The organism is Rhizorhabdus histidinilytica, from assembly GCF_900167915.1.
In the GTDB taxonomy this organism is placed as follows: domain Bacteria; phylum Pseudomonadota; class Alphaproteobacteria; order Sphingomonadales; family Sphingomonadaceae; genus Rhizorhabdus; species Rhizorhabdus histidinilytica.
Genome location: NZ_FUYM01000010.1, coordinates 19,484 through 35,515 on the forward strand (window position 1 = coordinate 19,484; position 16,032 = coordinate 35,515).

Consider the following 16,032-nt stretch of genomic DNA (forward strand, 5'->3'; position numbering starts at 1 on the left):
CCGACGCGCAGAGCGCGGGTGCCGCCCTTGGCCCTCCGGGACACGGACCGTCCAGCGAACGGTCCGCGACGAATTGGAGAAGGATTTCAAGGGTTTCCAGAACGCTGGCAGTGCGGTTCCGATCAGCCCGGACCCGCACTTTTTGTCGTGGGGTCTCCCCTGCGAATCGGGCTGCGATCCGCTGCGAGGCGGAAAAAATTTTGACGCGAGGGAAGATACGCATGGCCACCCAGGCAGTTCCGGCGACCGCCAAGAAGCGCATCCGCAAGGTCTTCGGGAACATCCACGAAGTCGTCCAGATGCCGAACCTGATCGAGGTTCAGCGCGAATCCTACGAGCAGTTCCTGCGCTCCCGCCCGGCCGACGGCTATGTCTCGGGCCTGGAGAAGACGCTCCGCTCGGTCTTCCCGATCCGCGACTTCGCCGGCACCGCCGAGCTCGACTTCGTCCAGTACGAGCTGGAGGACCCGAAGTACGACACCGACGAGTGCCGCCAGCGCGGCATGACCTATGCGGCGCCGATGCGCGTCACGCTGCGCCTGATCGTGTTCGAGGTCGATCCCGACACGGAGACCCGCTCGGTCCTCGATATCAAGGAGCAGGACGTCTACATGGGCGACATGCCGCTCATGACCGAGAACGGCACCTTCCTGATCAACGGCACCGAACGCGTCATCGTGTCGCAGATGCACCGCTCGCCGGGCGTGCTGTTCGACCATGACCGCGGCAAGACCCACGCCTCGGGCAAATATCTGTTCGCCGCGCGCGTCATCCCCTATCGCGGCTCGTGGCTCGACTTCGAGTTCGACGCCAAGGACATCGTCAACGTCCGCATCGACCGCAAGCGCAAGCTGCCGGTCACCTCGCTGCTGCGCGCGCTGGGCGACGCCGTCATCGAGATCAACCCCGACAAGGGCACGTTCGAGGCGGGCGACCTGGTCGCCATCTCGGGCGTCAACCGTCCGTGCCGGGTCAAGGCGGTCGCCGGCAACCTCGTCACCGTCGAGGACCCGACCGGCGCGATCATCCCGGGCGGCCTGATCCAGACCGCCGAGGGCGAGAAGGTCGGCCATGTCGCGCGCATCCGCATGCAGGGCATGACCGGCGAGGACATCCTCAACTATTTCTACCGCACGCAGCGCTTCGTGCGCGGCGAGAACGGCTGGAAGGTCCCCTTCGTCGCCGAGAACTGGCGCGGCCAGAAGCCGGCGTTCGACGTCGTCAACGCCGACACCGGCGAGGTCGTCTTCCCGGCCGGCACCAAGATCAGCCCGCGCGCCGCCAACAAGGCCGGCAAGGACGGGCTGGAGACGCTGCTGATCCCGACCGACCAGATCTTCGGCCGCTACTCGGCCTATGACCTGATCGACGAGTCGACCGGCCGCATCTACATCGAGGCCGGCGACGAGGTGACGCCGGAGAATCTGGAAGCGCTCGACAAGGCCGGGTTCGACCATGTCGACCTGCTCGACATCGACCATGTCTCGACCGGTCCCTGGATCCGCAACACGCTGAAGGCCGACAAGGTCGAGGATCGCGACCATGCGCTGAGCGAGATCTATCGCGTCATGCGCCCCGGCGAGCCGCCGACGAAGGAGACCGCCGAGGCGCTGTTCGCCGGGCTGTTCTTCGACGCCGAGCGCTACGACCTGTCGGCCGTCGGCCGCGTCAAGCTCAACATGCGCCTCGAACTCGACGCCGAGGACACCGTCACGACGCTCCGCTCGGAGGACATCCTGGCGGTGGTCAAGACGCTGGTCGACCTGAAGGACGGCAAGGGCGAGATCGACGACATCGACAATCTCGGCAACCGCCGCGTCCGTTCGGTCGGCGAACTGCTGGAGAACCAGTATCGCGTCGGCCTGCTCCGCATGGAGCGCGCGGTGAAGGAGCGGATGTCGTCGGTCGACGTGTCGACGGCGATGCCGAACGACCTGATCAACGCCAAGCCGGCGGTCGCCGCGGTGCGCGAATTCTTCGGCTCGTCGCAGCTGTCGCAGTTCATGGACCAGACCAACCCGCTGTCGGAAGTCACCCACAAGCGCCGCGTCTCGGCGCTCGGGCCGGGCGGCCTCACCCGCGAGCGCGCGGGCTTCGAGGTCCGCGACGTCCACCCGACGCATTATGGCCGCATCTGCCCGATCGAGACGCCGGAAGGCCCGAACATCGGCCTGATCAACTCGCTGGCGAGCTTCAGCCGGGTCAACAAGTACGGCTTCATCGAGACGCCGTACCGCAAGATCGTCGACGGCAAGGTGACCAACGAGGTCGTCTACCTGTCGGCGATGGAAGAGGCCAAGCACACCATCGCGCAGGCGAACGCCGAGCTCGATAGCGAAGGCCGCTTCGTCGAGGACCTGATCTCCGCCCGCGAGGCCGGCGAGTTCCTGATGGCGCCGCGCGACCATGTGACGCTGATGGACGTCAGCCCGAAGCAGCTCGTCTCGGTCGCCGCGTCGCTGATCCCGTTCCTGGAGAACGACGACGCGAACCGCGCGCTGATGGGGTCGAACATGCAGCGCCAGGCGGTGCCGCTGGTCCGTGCCGAGGCGCCGTTCGTCGGCACCGGCATGGAAGAGACGGTCGCCCGCGATTCGGGCGCCGCGATCGCGGCCAAGCGTTCCGGCATCGTCGACCAGGTCGACGCGACCCGCATCGTGATCCGCGCCACCGGCGCGGTCGACGCGGGCAAGTCGGGCGTCGACATCTACACGCTGATGAAGTTCCAGCGCTCGAACCAGTCGACCTGCATCAACCAGCGCCCGCTGGTGAAGGTGGGCGACGTGGTCAACGCCGGCGACATCATCGCCGACGGCCCGTCGACCGAGTTCGGCGAGCTGGCGCTGGGCCGCAACGTCCTCGTCGCGTTCATGCCGTGGAACGGCTACAACTATGAGGACTCGATCCTGATCTCCGAGCGGATCGTGAAGGACGACGTCTTCACCTCGATCCACATCGACGAGTTCGAGGTGATGGCCCGCGACACCAAGCTCGGGCCGGAGGACATCACCCGCGACATCCCGAACGTCGGCGAGGAAGCGCTGCGCAACCTCGACGAGGCGGGCATCGTCTACATCGGCGCCGAGGTCGAGCCGGGCGACATCCTGTGCGGCAAGATCACGCCGAAGGGCGAGAGCCCGATGACGCCGGAGGAGAAGCTCCTCCGCGCCATCTTCGGCGAGAAGGCCTCCGACGTCCGCGACACCTCGCTCCGCCTGCCGCCGGGCGTGTCGGGCACCGTCGTCGACGTGCGCGTGTTCAACCGCCACGGCATCGACAAGGACGAGCGCGCGATGGCGATCGAGCGCGAGGAGATCGACCGTCTGACCAAGGACCGCGAGGACGAGCGCGCCATCCTGAACCGCGCCAATTACGCGCGACTCAAGGAGATGCTGCTCGGCCAGGTCGCGACCGCGGCGCCGAAGGGCATCAAGAAGGGCTCGGAGATCACCGAGGAGCTGCTCGACGAGGTCGAGAAGCGCGAATGGTGGAAGTTCGCCGTGCAGGACGATGCCCGCCAGGCGGACCTCGAGGCGGTCAAGGCCCAGTATGACGATGCCGTCGGCCTGATCGTCAAGAAGTTCGAGGACCGGGTCGAGAAGCTGCAGCGCGGCGACGAGCTGCCCCCGGGCGTGCTCAAGATGGTCAAGGTGTTCGTCGCGGTGAAGCGCAAGCTGCAGCCGGGCGACAAGATGGCCGGCCGCCACGGCAACAAGGGTGTGATCAGCCGCATCCTGCCGCAGGAGGACATGCCGTTCCTGGAGGACGGCACCCCCGTCGACATCGTGCTCAACCCGCTCGGCGTGCCGAGCCGCATGAACGTCGGCCAGATCTTCGAGACGCACCTCGGCTGGGCCGCCCGCGGCCTGGGCAAGCAGGTGACCAACGCACTCGAAGCCTGGCGCGAGGCCAATCCCGACGCGCAGGGCGCGACGCCGCCGGCGGCGGTCGTCGACCGGCTCAAGGAGGTGTACGGCAAGGAATATCATGCCGACATCGAGAGCCGCTCGACCGACCAGATCGTCGAGATGGCGGGCCTGCTGAAGAACGGCGTGCCGATGGCGACGCCGGTGTTCGACGGCGCCCGCGAAGCGGACGTGGCGGAGATGCTGCGCCGCGCCGGGCTCGACGAGAGCGGCCAGGTGGAACTGTTCGACGGCCGCACCGGCGACCAGTTCGACCGCAAGGTGACCGTGGGCTACATCTACATGCTGAAGCTCCACCACCTCGTCGACGACAAGATCCACGCACGCTCGATCGGCCCGTACAGCCTGGTCACCCAGCAGCCGCTGGGCGGCAAGGCGCAGTTCGGCGGCCAGCGCTTCGGCGAGATGGAGGTGTGGGCGCTCCAGGCCTATGGCGCCGCCTACACGCTGCAGGAGATGCTGACGGTGAAGTCGGACGACGTGGTCGGCCGCACCAAGGTCTACGAGGCGATCGTCAAGGGCGACGACACCTTCGAGGCCGGCATTCCGGAGAGCTTCAACGTGCTCGTCAAGGAAATGCGGTCGCTCGGCCTCAACGTCGAGCTGTCCTCGATCGAGGACCAGCAGGACGGCGACGGCCTGGCCGAAGCAGCGGAGTGAGACCAGCGACCCCTGTGTTCACACCGCAGGGGTCGCCCGCTCCGCCCGAGAGATCGACCCTTCAGAGGGACTGAGAAATGAACGAACTGACCAATTTCGCCAATCCGATCGCGAAGCCCGAGACCTTCGACCAGATCCAGATCGGCATCGCCAGCCCGGAGCGCATCCGCAGCTGGTCCTTCGGCGAGATCAAGAAGCCGGAGACGATCAACTACCGCACGTTCAAGCCCGAGCGTGACGGCCTGTTCTGCGCGCGCATCTTCGGTCCGATCAAGGATTACGAGTGCCTGTGCGGCAAGTACAAGCGCATGAAGTACAAGGGCATCGTCTGCGAGAAGTGCGGCGTCGAGGTCACCGTCTCGAAGGTCCGCCGCGAGCGGATGGGCCATATCGAGCTGGCCGCCCCGGTCGCGCACATCTGGTTCCTCAAGTCGCTGCCGTCGCGCATCGGCCTGCTGCTCGACATGCAGCTCAAGCAGCTCGAGCGCGTGCTCTACTTCGAGAGCTACATCGTCATCGAGCCGGGCCTGACCCCGCTGGAGAAGTATCAGCTCCTCACCGAGGACGAGCTGCTCGAGGCGCAGGACGAATATGGCGAGGACGCCTTCTCGGCCGGGATCGGCGCCGAGGCGGTCCGCCGCATGCTGGAGGAGCTCGACCTCGAAGGCGAGAAGGAGGACCTCCTCAAGGAGCTCGCCGAGACCAAGTCCGAGCTCAAGCCCAAGAAGATCATCAAGCGGCTCAAGGTCGTCGAGAGCTTCCTGGAGTCGGGCAACCGTCCTGAATGGATGATCCTGGAAGTGATCCCGGTCATCCCGCCGGATCTCCGCCCGCTCGTCCCCCTCGACGGCGGCCGCTTCGCGACGTCGGACCTCAACGACCTCTATCGTCGCGTGATCAACCGCAACAACCGCCTCAAGCGGCTGATGGAGCTGCGTGCGCCGGACATCATCGTCCGCAACGAGAAGCGCATGCTGCAGGAGTCGGTCGACGCGCTGTTCGACAACGGCCGCCGCGGCCGCACCATCACGGGCGCCAACAAGCGCCCGCTGAAGTCGCTCAGCGACATGCTGAAGGGCAAGCAGGGCCGCTTCCGCCAGAACCTGCTCGGCAAGCGCGTCGACTATTCGGGCCGTTCGGTCATCGTCACCGGCCCGGAGCTGAAGCTCCACCAGTGCGGCCTGCCGAAGAAGATGGCGCTCGAGCTGTTCAAGCCGTTCATCTACGCCCGGCTCGACGCCAAGGGCCTGTCGATGACGCTCAAGCAGGCCAAGAAGTGGGTCGAGAAGGAGCGCAAGGAGGTCTGGGACATCCTCGACGAGGTGATCCGCGAGCATCCGGTGCTGCTCAACCGCGCGCCGACGCTCCACCGCCTCGGCATCCAGGCGTTCGAGCCGGTGCTGATCGAGGGCAAGGCGATCCAGCTCCACCCGCTGGTCTGCTCGGCCTTCAACGCCGACTTCGACGGTGACCAGATGGCGGTCCACGTGCCGCTGTCGCTGGAGGCGCAGCTCGAAGCGCGCGTGCTGATGATGTCGACCAACAACATCCTGTCGCCCGCGAACGGCAAGCCGATCATCGTGCCGTCGCAGGACATGGTGCTGGGCCTTTATTATCTGTCGATGATGAAGGAAGGCGAGCCGGGCGAAGGGTCGCTGATCGCCGACATGCAGGAGGTGCACCAGGCGCTCGCCGCCAAGGCGGTGACGCTGCACACCAAGATCATCAGCCGCGTTCCGCAGACCGACGAGGACGGCAAGCAGTACATGAAGCGCGTCGAGACGACGCCGGGCCGCATGCTGCTGGGCGAGACGCTGCCGAAGAGCCACAAGGTGCCGTTCGAGACGGTCAACCGCCTGCTGACCAAGAAGGAGATCGGCGACGTCATCGACATCGTCTATCGCCACACCGGCCAGAAGGAGACGGTGCTGTTCGCCGACGCGATCATGGCGCTGGGCTTCCGCCACGCCTTCCAGGCCGGCATCTCGTTCGGCAAGGACGACATGATCATCCCCGAAGCCAAGGAGAAGGAGGTCGAGGAGACCCGTCTTCTGGTGAAGGACTTCGAGCAGCAGTATCAGGACGGCCTGATCACGCAGCAGGAGAAGTACAACAAGGTGATCGACGCCTGGTCGCGTTGCGGCGACCGCGTGGCGGCCGAGATGATGAAGGAGATCTCGGCGGTCAAGAAGGGCGACGACGGCCGCGAGAAGCCGATCAACGCGATCTACATGATGGCGCACTCCGGTGCCCGTGGTAGCGCCGCGCAGATCAAGCAGCTCGCCGGCATGCGCGGCCTGATGGCCAAGCCGTCGGGCGAGATCATCGAGACGCCGATCATCTCGAACTTCAAGGAAGGCCTGACCGTCCTCGAGTACTTCAACTCGACCCACGGCGCCCGCAAGGGCCTGGCCGACACCGCGCTCAAGACGGCGAACTCGGGCTACCTGACCCGCCGTCTGGTCGACGTGTCGCAGGACTGCGTCGTCGTCGAGGTCGATTGCGGCACCGATCGCGCGCTCGACATGAAGGCGATCGTCCAGGGCGGCGCCACCATCGCGTCGCTCGGTGAGCGCATCCTGGGCCGCACCGCGGCCGAGGACATCGTCGACTCGAAGACCAACGAGGTCCTGATCGCCGAGGGCACGCTGCTCGACGAGGCGATGGTCGCTGCGGTCGAGGCGATCGGCATCCAGTCGGTCAAGATCCGCAGCCCGCTGGTCTGCGAATCCAAGGGCGGCGTCTGCGCGGCCTGCTACGGCCGTGACCTCGCCCGCGGTACGCCGGTGAACATCGGCGAAGCGGTCGGCGTCATCGCGGCGCAGTCGATCGGCGAGCCGGGCACCCAGCTGACGATGCGGACCTTCCACATCGGCGGCGCGGCGCAGCTCAACGAGCAGTCGAACCTGGAATCGGTCGCCGACGGCACCATCGAGTATCGCGAGCTCCGCACGATCACCGATCCGCGCGGACGCCGCGTCTCGCTGAGCCGCAGCGGCGAGGTGGCGATCATCGACAGCGAGGGCCGCGAGCGCGCGACCCATCGCCTGCCCTATGGCGCGCACCTGCTGCTCGACGACGGCGCGACCGTCGCCAAGGGCGACCGCATCGCCGAATGGGACCCCTTCACCATGCCGGTGATCACCGAGACCGGCGGCGTCGTGAAGTATCAGGACCTGATCGACAACCAGACGCTCACCGAGCAGACCGACGAAGCCACCGGCATCAGCCAGAAGGTCGTCATCGAGTATCGCGCCACCAGCCGGAAGGAGGACCTCCGCCCGCGCCTGACGCTGCTCGACGACAGCTCGGGCGAGACCGCGCGCTACATGCTGGCGCCGGGCGCGATGCTCTCGGTCGAGGACGGCCAGGAGGTGAAGGCCGGCGAGGTGCTCGCCCGCGTCAGCCGCGAGTCCGCCAAGACCCGCGACATCACCGGCGGTCTGCCGCGCGTCGCCGAGCTGTTCGAGGCGCGCAAGCCCAAGGAGAACGCGATCATCGCCAAGGTCTCGGGCCGCGTCGAATTCGGCAAGGACTACAAGGCCAAGCGCAAGATCATCATCCGTCCGGATGACGGTTCGGAGCCGGTCGAGTATCTGGTGCCGAAGTCGAAGGTCATCGACGTGCAGGAAGGCGACTATGTCAAGCGCGGCGACAACCTGATCGGCGGCTCGCCCGATCCGCACGACATTCTCGAGGTGCTCGGCATCGAGCCGCTCGCGGAATATCTCGTGTCGGAAATCCAGGAGGTCTATCGCCTCCAGGGCGTGAAGATCAACGACAAGCACATCGAGACGATCGTCCGTCAGATGCTGCAGAAGGTCGAGATCACCGACGGCGGCGACACCACCCTGCTCCCCGGCGAGCAGGTGGACCGCGAGGAGATGGACGAGATCAACGCCAAGGCGGAAGCCGAGGGTCGTGCGATCGCGCAGGGCAAGCCCGTCCTGCTCGGCATCACCAAGGCCTCGCTCCAGACGCGCTCGTTCATCTCGGCGGCCTCGTTCCAGGAAACCACCCGCGTCCTCACCGACGCCTCGGTCCAGGGCAAGGTCGACACGCTGAACGGCCTCAAGGAGAATGTCATCGTCGGCCGCCTGATCCCGGCGGGCACCGGCGCCGGCATGAGCCGCCTGCGCGTCACCGCCAGCAGCCGCGACGCCGCGCTCCGCGCCGCGCAGCGCAACTGGCAGGAGTCGCTGATCGCGCCGCAGACCGCCGCCGAGGAGCATGCCGCAGAGCTGCGCCAGCCGGTCCAGGCCGACACCGGCGACGATCCGCTCGGCACGGTCGTCGGTGAATCGCACGGCACCGACGCCGATGCGGGCGATTACCTGACCGAGGAGTGATCGCCGGCCTGACGGCCCGATCGTCCAGGAGAAAGGCCCCGCCGGAGCGATCCGGCGGGGTTTTTCCTTGGGGGCGGACGAGAGCCGGCGATCCGTAGCATCGAGCGCTTCACCTGACCCGCTCGTCCTGAGGAGGGACTGAGCCTTGGCGAAGGCCCGTCTCGAAGGATCCTTCGAGACGCCATTTCGCCTGCGCTCAATGGCTCCTCAGGATGAGCGGAGACGGGAGCGGGGCGTAGGTCGACGGTTTTCACCGCGATGAAATGCCGACACTCTGGGCCAGTAGAACGACCGTCGTAGACCGCCTCTACTGACACTGTTCATTGATCGATCTCGATTCTCAAGAAGAGCGTTCCAATCGATTTTATCCTTCGAAAGCGTCATAAAAGTGTAACAACAAAATTCTTCCGAATTCCGCCGATTCTGTCATCATGATGCAACAAACAGCGATTTCGAATCGGAGGGATGCCATGAAGTTCAATTGCGTTCTCGTCGGTGCGGCCCTAGCCATTGCGGCTCCGGCTCTTGCCCAGCCGACCGAGGTCGCCGATCCCTATGGCGCGGGATCGATCTCGAAAGGCCATTACAGCACGATCGAGCGCAAGCTCGAGGCCGCCTACCAGAAGGGCGACCGTTCGCCGGAAGTGCTGCTCAACCTCGCGGCGATCCGGCTGGGCGAGAAGCGCGGCGCCGAGGCGCGCGACCTGTACAAGGCCGTGCTCGACCAGCCCAATGTCGACATGGCGACGCTGAGCGGCAACGCGACCTCGCACGAGGTCGCCCAACGCGGCATGGCCGGCGCCCTGGCGATGATCGACTGATCCCTTCGCCGACGCTTTCGGAGCCCGCAGGAGCGATCCTGCGGGCTTTATTCATGGGCTCTCCGCCGTCATCCCGGCGGCAGAGGAGGAGGGGTCAGCCCGCGCCGGGCTCGCGACCCCAGCGGGTGCCGTCATAGGCGGCGACGCCGGTCGCGGCGCGCTTGCTGCCCGCAAGAGCCCGCTCGGCGCCGTGCAGCAGCCGTTCGAGGTCGGCGCCGTGCTGCAGGTCGATGGCATAGCCGATATTGGCGGTGATGATGATATCCTCGCCGGCCACCGCATAGCTCTTGTCGAGCGTGGCGACGATCTGGTGGGCAAGCCCCTCCGCCTCGGCCGCGTCGGTCATGCCAGGCTGGATCACGACGAAATCGTCGCCGTTGAGGTGGATGACCAGGTTGTCGCCCTTCACGACGCGGCGCAGGCGCTGCGAGACCGCCTTGAGCAGCGCGTCGCCGGCCATGTGGCCATACATCTCGTTGACCGGTTCGAGCTGATTGATGTCGAGGCAGTGGACGGCGATCAGCTCCGATTCGTCGGCGCGGGCGATCAGCCGCTCGAACCGCTCGCGCAGGACGAGGCGATTGGGCAGACCGGTCAGGTCGTCCTGCCGGGCGAGCGTCTCCATCAATCGGCGCATCGATATCTGCGCCGCTGTCTCGTGATAGCGCTGGATCATCGACATGACACCGCCGACCAGGAACAGCGTGGTGAGCAGCGCGGCGCCCCAATGCGCCTCCCCCGGCATCAGCAGCGCGGCGAAGATCATCGGCGTGGTCGCGATCACCACCGCCGGGACGCTGACCCACAGGCGCAGCGCGACGGTCGCCGCGACGCCGGCGCCATAGCCATAGACGAGCGCGACCAGCGGCACGTGCAGGTCCGGATCAATCACCACATAGGCACGCCCCGCGAAGGCGCCGAAGGCCGCCGCGAAGCCGACATAGGCGAAGCCGAAGCTGCGCTCGATCGCGCGGGCGACGTGGATGCCGATCCCCGGCGCCATCACCCGGCGGCGCATGCCGAACAGGACGAACAGCCGAATCGCCGAGGCGATCAGCCCGAGGCCGTAGAACAGCAGCATCAACGCATCGTCGGTGCGCGCCGTCAGATAGGCGCCGGTGCCCGCAAAGCACAGCGTCATGATCATCGCCGGGAAGGTGTAGCCGAACAGCGACTGGACGAGTTCGATATAGGTGCCTTCGGGCAGGCGTTCCCTGCCGGGCCGGATCACGCGACGGCGACCGCGGATAAGGGCACGCAAAAGCTTCAAACCAGGGCTCCTTCCAGGCCGCGCCCCGCGGCCGATCCCAGCCAGGCTGATAGCAGAAAACGGCCGACAAGGGTACAAGGCATCGCCGCCATTTCTCGGCAATTGGTTTAAGAAAGGCTGAAGTCCGCGGTGAAGCACCAGCGGCGGCGCGGGGAATGGCGCAGGATATCGACCGGGGATCCTTCTCGCGTCACCGGCGCAAACCGCGCGGGACGGGCGGACGACGCGCCGTCCGCTCGGTCGCAAAGCCACTTTATCAGGAGAAGTGGCGCGAGTGACGGGGCTCGAACCCGCGACCTCCGGCGTGACAGGCCGGCGCTCTAACCAACTGAGCTACACCCGCGAACTGTGTCGGTGGAGGGGGCACCTAGTGGAGCCCCGCCCCCCTGTCAACATGGCTCGGCATCATTTTCTGAACTCGGGCGGGAAAGCCGCTTCCTCGTCCTGATGCGCGTTGGTGAAGGTGCCGTCCGCGAACAGGAAACCGGCGATGTCGGGCCAGCCCGCGGCATCGAGGATCGTCTTGAGGATGATCAGCAGCGGAACCGCGAGCAGCGCCCCCGCCGTCCCCCACACCCAGCTCCAGAAGCTGAGCGCCACGAGGATCAGCAGCGGGTTGATCGTCAGCCGCCGGCCGACCAGCATCGGCGTCAGCACATTGGCCTCGACCAGGTGGACCGCGACGAACAGCAGCGCCGGCACCAGCGCATAGCCGAGGTCGGAAAAGGTCATCAGCCCGCCGACCCCGAGCAGCCCCGCGGCCACGATCGGTCCGAAATAGGGGACGTAGTTGAGGATCGCGACGAGACCGCCCCACATGATCGGGCTGGGCATGCCGGCGAACCACAGCATCAGCGAGACAAGGATGCCCATGCCGATGTTCACCGCGGTGATCGTCGCCAGATAGGCCGAGGTGCGGTCGACCATGTCCTGGATCACCCGCGCGGTCGTCATCGCGCTGGAGAAGCTGCCCCGGCTGGTGATCGTGCGGCGGCGCATCCGCGTCCAGCTCGACAGGAAGAAATAGACCACCAGCGTCGCGAAGACGAGCTGGACCAGCGCGTGCGGCGCCGAGCTGGCGACATAGTCGAACAGCGAGTTGGGCGACTGGACGGTCACCGTCCGCCCGTGCGCGGAGTTTCGCAGCAGCGATCCCATCGTCTCGTCGACGAAGCGTTCGAACGACGAATAGATGTCGATCAGCGGCGACAGGTTCTTGCGGATCAGCCGGATGCGCGACGGCAGCCGCGCGAACCATTCGGTCGCCGGGATGATCACCGAGGCGATCGCGGCATTGGCGAGGCCGAGGAAGATGATGACGCACAGCAGCGCCGCGAGCGGCGACGGCAGGCCGCGCCGCTCCAGCCATTCGAGCAGCGGCACCATCGCCACCGCGATCACCAGCGCGATCGTCACCGGCAGGAAGAATTCCGAGCCCGAACGCAGCGCGAAGGGGATGGCGAGGATGATGCCGGCGCCGGCGGTGAGCGCCAGCCAAGCGAGCAGACGGTCGCGGCGATACGCCATCTCCGCCTGACCGGCCATCGATTCGCGCAGCGCGTCGACCACCGGGCGCGAGCTTGCCACCACCGGCTGCTCCTGCCTGTCGCCGACCTCCTCCTGCATCGATTCGCTCCGCCGTTTCCCTCCCGATTCCGACTACCGTCCTCCTCGGCCGCTGTCGCCAGCGGATTGTTTTCGGGCCGCGAAGCGCTGCTTGCGGATTATTGCGACAACACAACAGCTTCATGGCAAAGATATGGCCGGTTGCGTTAGCAACTGCACAAAAACACCATATGTTGGGGTTCCTCGGTCCATCTTGGCGACGAAACGATTCGTCGTGCCTTTCTTGACTCCGTGGGGGCCCTGCCGCATTGCGCGGCGAAATCAGGTCGCCTGGGGCACGACGTACTTACCGCCCCCTGCCGACAAGACGTGAAAGAGCACCTCGCCCTCATGTTTGAGGTTCTGGGCGAGCGTGGGCTTTTGCGCATGATGTGGAGTACTGAATGCCCGCCAAACTGGCTCAACACCCGCTCATGCTGGCTGCGATGTTCGTCGTCGCCGCCACGGGCGCGATGGGCTTAGCGGCCATTCCGGCGTCGCAGCCGACGCTGGCATATGAAGTTACCCCCCAACTCGTCGCGGACGATGTCGTCGCCGACGATGGGATCGACCAGGTCCTCTTCAAGGAGGCGGTCGCCACCACCAAGATCGACAAGCAGCTCGAATGCATGGCCAAGGTCGTCCTGCACGAAGCCGCCAACCAGTCGCGCAGCGGCCAGCTCGCCGTCGCGCAGCTCATCATGAACCGCGTCGGCCAGGACCGCTTCGGCGAGACCGTGTGCGAGGTGGTCAACCAGCCGGGCCAGTTCTTCCGCACCGCCTCCTACAATCCGCGCCGCGACACCGATCGCTGGGCCACCGCGGTCGAGGTTTCGCGGCAGGCGATGGCCGGCAATGGCGACCAGGTCGTCCCCGGCGCCGTCTTCTACCATTCGGCGCACCAGTCGCCGAACCGCTTCTTCCGGACGCGCGAGCGCCTGACCATGGTCGGCGACCACGTCTTCTACCGTTAACCGACACCAGATCGGAGAGGGTGCGGAGGGCCCGGCGGAAGCGCCGGGCCCTTTGCTTATACGCAACCTGCGGTTAAGCGGGCGCCATGTCCCGTTCCACCCGCGCCACCCAGTTCCTGACCCAGGCCAAGGTCGCCCACGACGTCCGCAGCTACGACTATGATCCCGGCGGCGAACGGGTCGGCCTGCAGGCGGCCGAGGCACTGGGCGAGGATCCGTGCCGGGTGCTCAAGACGCTGATGATCGAGATCGACGGCCGCCCCGCCTGCGCGGTGATCCCGTCCGACCGCGAACTGTCGATGAAGAAGGCCGCGGCCGCGCTCGGCGCCAAGGCCGCGCAGATGATGAAGCCGGCCGATGCCGAGCGGATCACCGGCTATCATGTCGGCGGGATCAGCCCGTTCGGCCAGAAGAAGCGCGTCCCCGTCGCGATCGAGCGAGCCGCGATGGCCGAGGCGCTGGTCTACATCAACGGCGGCCAACGGGGATTGCAGGTGCGGCTCGCGCCCGGCGATGCGGCGAAGGCGCTGGGGGCCGTGGTGGCGGAGCTGGTGGCGGAATAGGGGCCGGGCGGCCGCGCCTACTGCGTTCCGCCGGGGGCCTCGTCGCCGAAGCGGGCGGCCTGGAGTTGCTTCCAACGGGCGTGGAGCGCCTCGCGCGGGGCGGTGAGGCCGGCGGCGGCCATCATGTCCTTCCAGCCGGCGGCCAGCCCCGAGGCCTGCTGCTGCGCCTGGGTCACCGGCTTCTCGTCGACCCAGGCCGACAGCGTGCCGGCATTGGCGAACAGCAGGACAAGCGCCGCGACGATGATCGTCACCGCCGTCCAGGCGAGCGGATCGCCACGCTCGACCGGCTCGCCCGGCAGGTCGACCGGGGAAGCCAGCTCATGATCCTTCATCTCGCGCGCCATCGGACCGGTCCCTCTAGAACTGATAGTAGATGAAGGGCGCGACCCCTTCATAGCGCATCGCGTCGATCAGGATGATCGCGGCGGCGACGAGCAGGCCGAGCAGCGGCGCGGGCAGCAGCCGCAGGCGCAGCGCGATCCCCTGCGCGAGCAGCGGCGGGGTGAAGTGGAAGCCCATGCCGAGCAGCATCAGCCCGGCGAGCAGCGGCGTCGTCAGCCCGTTGCTCCAGTCACCACCGGCCAGGCCGCCGAGGAAGGCGATCGCCGCGTCGAAGCTCTCCGCGCGGAAGAATATCCAGCCGAGCGTCACGACATGGAAGGTGACGAGGATGGCGAGCACCCGCGGCAGGCCCGGCAGCCCTGCCTTGCGCCACAGCGTCTCGATCACCTGCACGCCGCCATGGAGGCCGCCCCAGATCAGGAAGGTCCATTTCGCGCCGTGCCAGAAGCCGCCGAGCAGCATGGTGAGCATGATGTTGCGGCACTGCATGGCGAGGCCGCCACGGTTGCCGCCCAGCCCGATATAGAGATAGTCGCGCAGCCAGCTCGACAGGCTGATGTGCCAGCGCCGCCAGAAATCCTGAAGCGAGGCGGCGCGATAGGGCTGGTTGAAGTTGCGCGGGAAGCGATAGCCGAACAGCGCTGCGATGCCGATCGCCATGTCGCTATAGGCCGAGAAGTCGCAATAGATCTGCACCGCATAGCCATAGGCGGCGAGCAGCAGATCGAGGCTCGAATGCGCCGAGGGGTCGAAGAACACCGGGTCTACCAGGTTGACCGAGAGCTCGGACGCGACGACCGCCTTCTTGAACAGGCCCCAGACGATCAGCAGCAGCCCCATCGCCACCATCTCGCGGTTGAGGCGGGGCGTCCTCTCGAACTGCGGCAGCAGGTCGGCGCCGCGCACGATCGGCCCGGCGACGAGATGCGGGAAGAAGGACATCAGCAGGGTGATGTCGAGCAGCGACGCCGCGCGCAGCCGGCCGCGATAGACGTCGATCAGGTAGGACATGCCCTGGAAGGTGAAGAAGGACACGCCGACCGGCAGCACGATCTGCATCAGCGGCAGATCGCGCGCCATGCCCCAGCCGGCGAGCAGCGCGCCGAGCTGTTCCAGGAAGAAGTCGTAATATTTGAAGAAGCCGAGGATACCGAGATTGGCGACCACGCCGACGGTGACGATCGCCTTCTGCGCGGACCGCGAGCGCGCCTCGTAGATCAGCCGCGCCGATCCCCAGTTGAGGAAGGCCGAGGCGATCAGCAGCGCGACGAAGCGCCAGTCCCACGCACCGTAGAACACCCAGCTCGCGACGAGCAGAAGTATCTTGCGCCACTCATTGCTCGCCGACACCGCCCAGACGAGCACGAAGGCGACGAGGAAGAAGAGACCGAAGTCGAGGGTGGGGAACAGCATCTAGCGGATCATCCCCACCTCCGCCGTCATTCCCGCGAAAGCGGGAATCCATGGACGGCGGAACACAAGAGACGAAATGCTCCGTGACCGTGGATTCCCGCTTTCG

9 protein-coding genes and 1 tRNA gene are annotated in these 16,032 nt (G+C 66.5%); 5 read left to right on the forward strand and 5 right to left on the reverse strand.

The annotated features are described in order from the left end of the window. The first annotated feature begins 221 nt into the window (after positions 1–221). From rpoB to B5X82_RS19435, 3 genes are all read left to right on the forward strand, one after another. Positions 222–4,586 carry a DNA-directed RNA polymerase subunit beta gene (gene rpoB, locus B5X82_RS19425; RefSeq protein WP_079649836.1) on the forward strand — a complete coding sequence of 1,455 codons (4,365 nt, stop codon included), beginning with the start codon at positions 222–224 and terminating at the stop codon, positions 4,584–4,586. 77 nt (positions 4,587–4,663) lie between these two features. After that, positions 4,664–8,935, forward strand: a complete 4,272-nt coding sequence (gene rpoC / locus B5X82_RS19430) for a DNA-directed RNA polymerase subunit beta' (protein WP_079649837.1) — start codon at positions 4,664–4,666, stop codon at positions 8,933–8,935. Positions 8,936–9,405: 470 nt separating this feature from the next. Then, positions 9,406–9,756: a hypothetical protein gene (locus tag B5X82_RS19435; RefSeq protein ID WP_079649838.1), complete on the forward strand. Its 351-nt coding sequence runs from the start codon at positions 9,406–9,408 to the stop codon at positions 9,754–9,756. Between the two features lie 94 nt (positions 9,757–9,850). Here the strand turns inward: B5X82_RS19435 and B5X82_RS19440 are convergent, their stop codons facing one another. The 3 genes from B5X82_RS19440 to B5X82_RS19450 form a co-directional block, all read right to left on the reverse strand. Beyond that, the gene (locus B5X82_RS19440; protein ID WP_139385136.1) at positions 9,851–11,026 is read right to left on the reverse strand and encodes a GGDEF domain-containing protein; all 1,176 of its coding nucleotides are present in this window, start codon (positions 11,024–11,026) and stop codon (positions 9,851–9,853) included. A 266-nt stretch (positions 11,027–11,292) separates the two neighbouring features. After that, positions 11,293–11,369: transfer RNA gene (locus B5X82_RS19445), tRNA-Asp, on the reverse strand. 62 nt (positions 11,370–11,431) lie between these two features. Then, positions 11,432–12,652 (reverse strand): AI-2E family transporter, encoded by a 1,221-nt coding sequence (locus B5X82_RS19450; protein ID WP_079649840.1) that lies wholly within the window; start codon positions 12,650–12,652, stop codon positions 11,432–11,434. A 383-nt stretch (positions 12,653–13,035) separates the two neighbouring features. On the opposite strand from B5X82_RS19450, the gene B5X82_RS19455 reads away from it, so the two are divergent. Together B5X82_RS19455 and ybaK are read left to right on the forward strand one after the other, a co-directional pair. Then, positions 13,036–13,605 carry a cell wall hydrolase gene (locus B5X82_RS19455; RefSeq protein ID WP_079649841.1) on the forward strand — a complete coding sequence of 190 codons (570 nt, stop codon included), beginning with the start codon at positions 13,036–13,038 and terminating at the stop codon, positions 13,603–13,605. An 86-nt stretch (positions 13,606–13,691) separates the two neighbouring features. After that, positions 13,692–14,168, forward strand: coding sequence for a Cys-tRNA(Pro) deacylase (ybaK, locus tag B5X82_RS19460; RefSeq protein WP_079649842.1), 477 nt, complete (start codon positions 13,692–13,694; stop codon positions 14,166–14,168). 17 nt (positions 14,169–14,185) lie between these two features. Here the strand turns inward: ybaK and B5X82_RS19465 are convergent, their stop codons facing one another. Continuing rightward, positions 14,186–14,515: a hypothetical protein gene (locus B5X82_RS19465; protein ID WP_079649843.1), complete on the reverse strand. Its 330-nt coding sequence runs from the start codon at positions 14,513–14,515 to the stop codon at positions 14,186–14,188. A 13-nt stretch (positions 14,516–14,528) separates the two neighbouring features. Then, positions 14,529–15,926 carry an MBOAT family O-acyltransferase gene (locus B5X82_RS19470; protein ID WP_079649844.1) on the reverse strand — a complete coding sequence of 466 codons (1,398 nt, stop codon included), beginning with the start codon at positions 15,924–15,926 and terminating at the stop codon, positions 14,529–14,531. Between the last annotated feature and the right edge of the window lie 106 nt (positions 15,927–16,032).

Excerpts from the sequence above, each read along its gene's own strand:
- rpoB (WP_079649836.1), top strand. The coding sequence starts at position 222 with ATGGCCACCCAGGCAGTTCCGGCGACCGCCAAGAAGCGCATCCGCAAG.
- rpoC (WP_079649837.1), top strand. The coding sequence starts at position 4,664 with ATGAACGAACTGACCAATTTCGCCAATCCGATCGCGAAGCCCGAGACC.
- B5X82_RS19435 (WP_079649838.1), top strand. The coding sequence starts at position 9,406 with ATGAAGTTCAATTGCGTTCTCGTCGGTGCGGCCCTAGCCATTGCGGCT.
- B5X82_RS19450 (WP_079649840.1), bottom strand. The coding sequence starts at position 12,652 with ATGCAGGAGGAGGTCGGCGACAGGCAGGAGCAGCCGGTGGTGGCAAGC.
- B5X82_RS19455 (WP_079649841.1), top strand. The coding sequence starts at position 13,036 with ATGCCCGCCAAACTGGCTCAACACCCGCTCATGCTGGCTGCGATGTTC.
- ybaK (WP_079649842.1), top strand. The coding sequence starts at position 13,692 with ATGTCCCGTTCCACCCGCGCCACCCAGTTCCTGACCCAGGCCAAGGTC.
- B5X82_RS19465 (WP_079649843.1), bottom strand. The coding sequence starts at position 14,515 with ATGGCGCGCGAGATGAAGGATCATGAGCTGGCTTCCCCGGTCGACCTG.
- B5X82_RS19470 (WP_079649844.1), bottom strand. The coding sequence starts at position 15,926 with ATGCTGTTCCCCACCCTCGACTTCGGTCTCTTCTTCCTCGTCGCCTTC.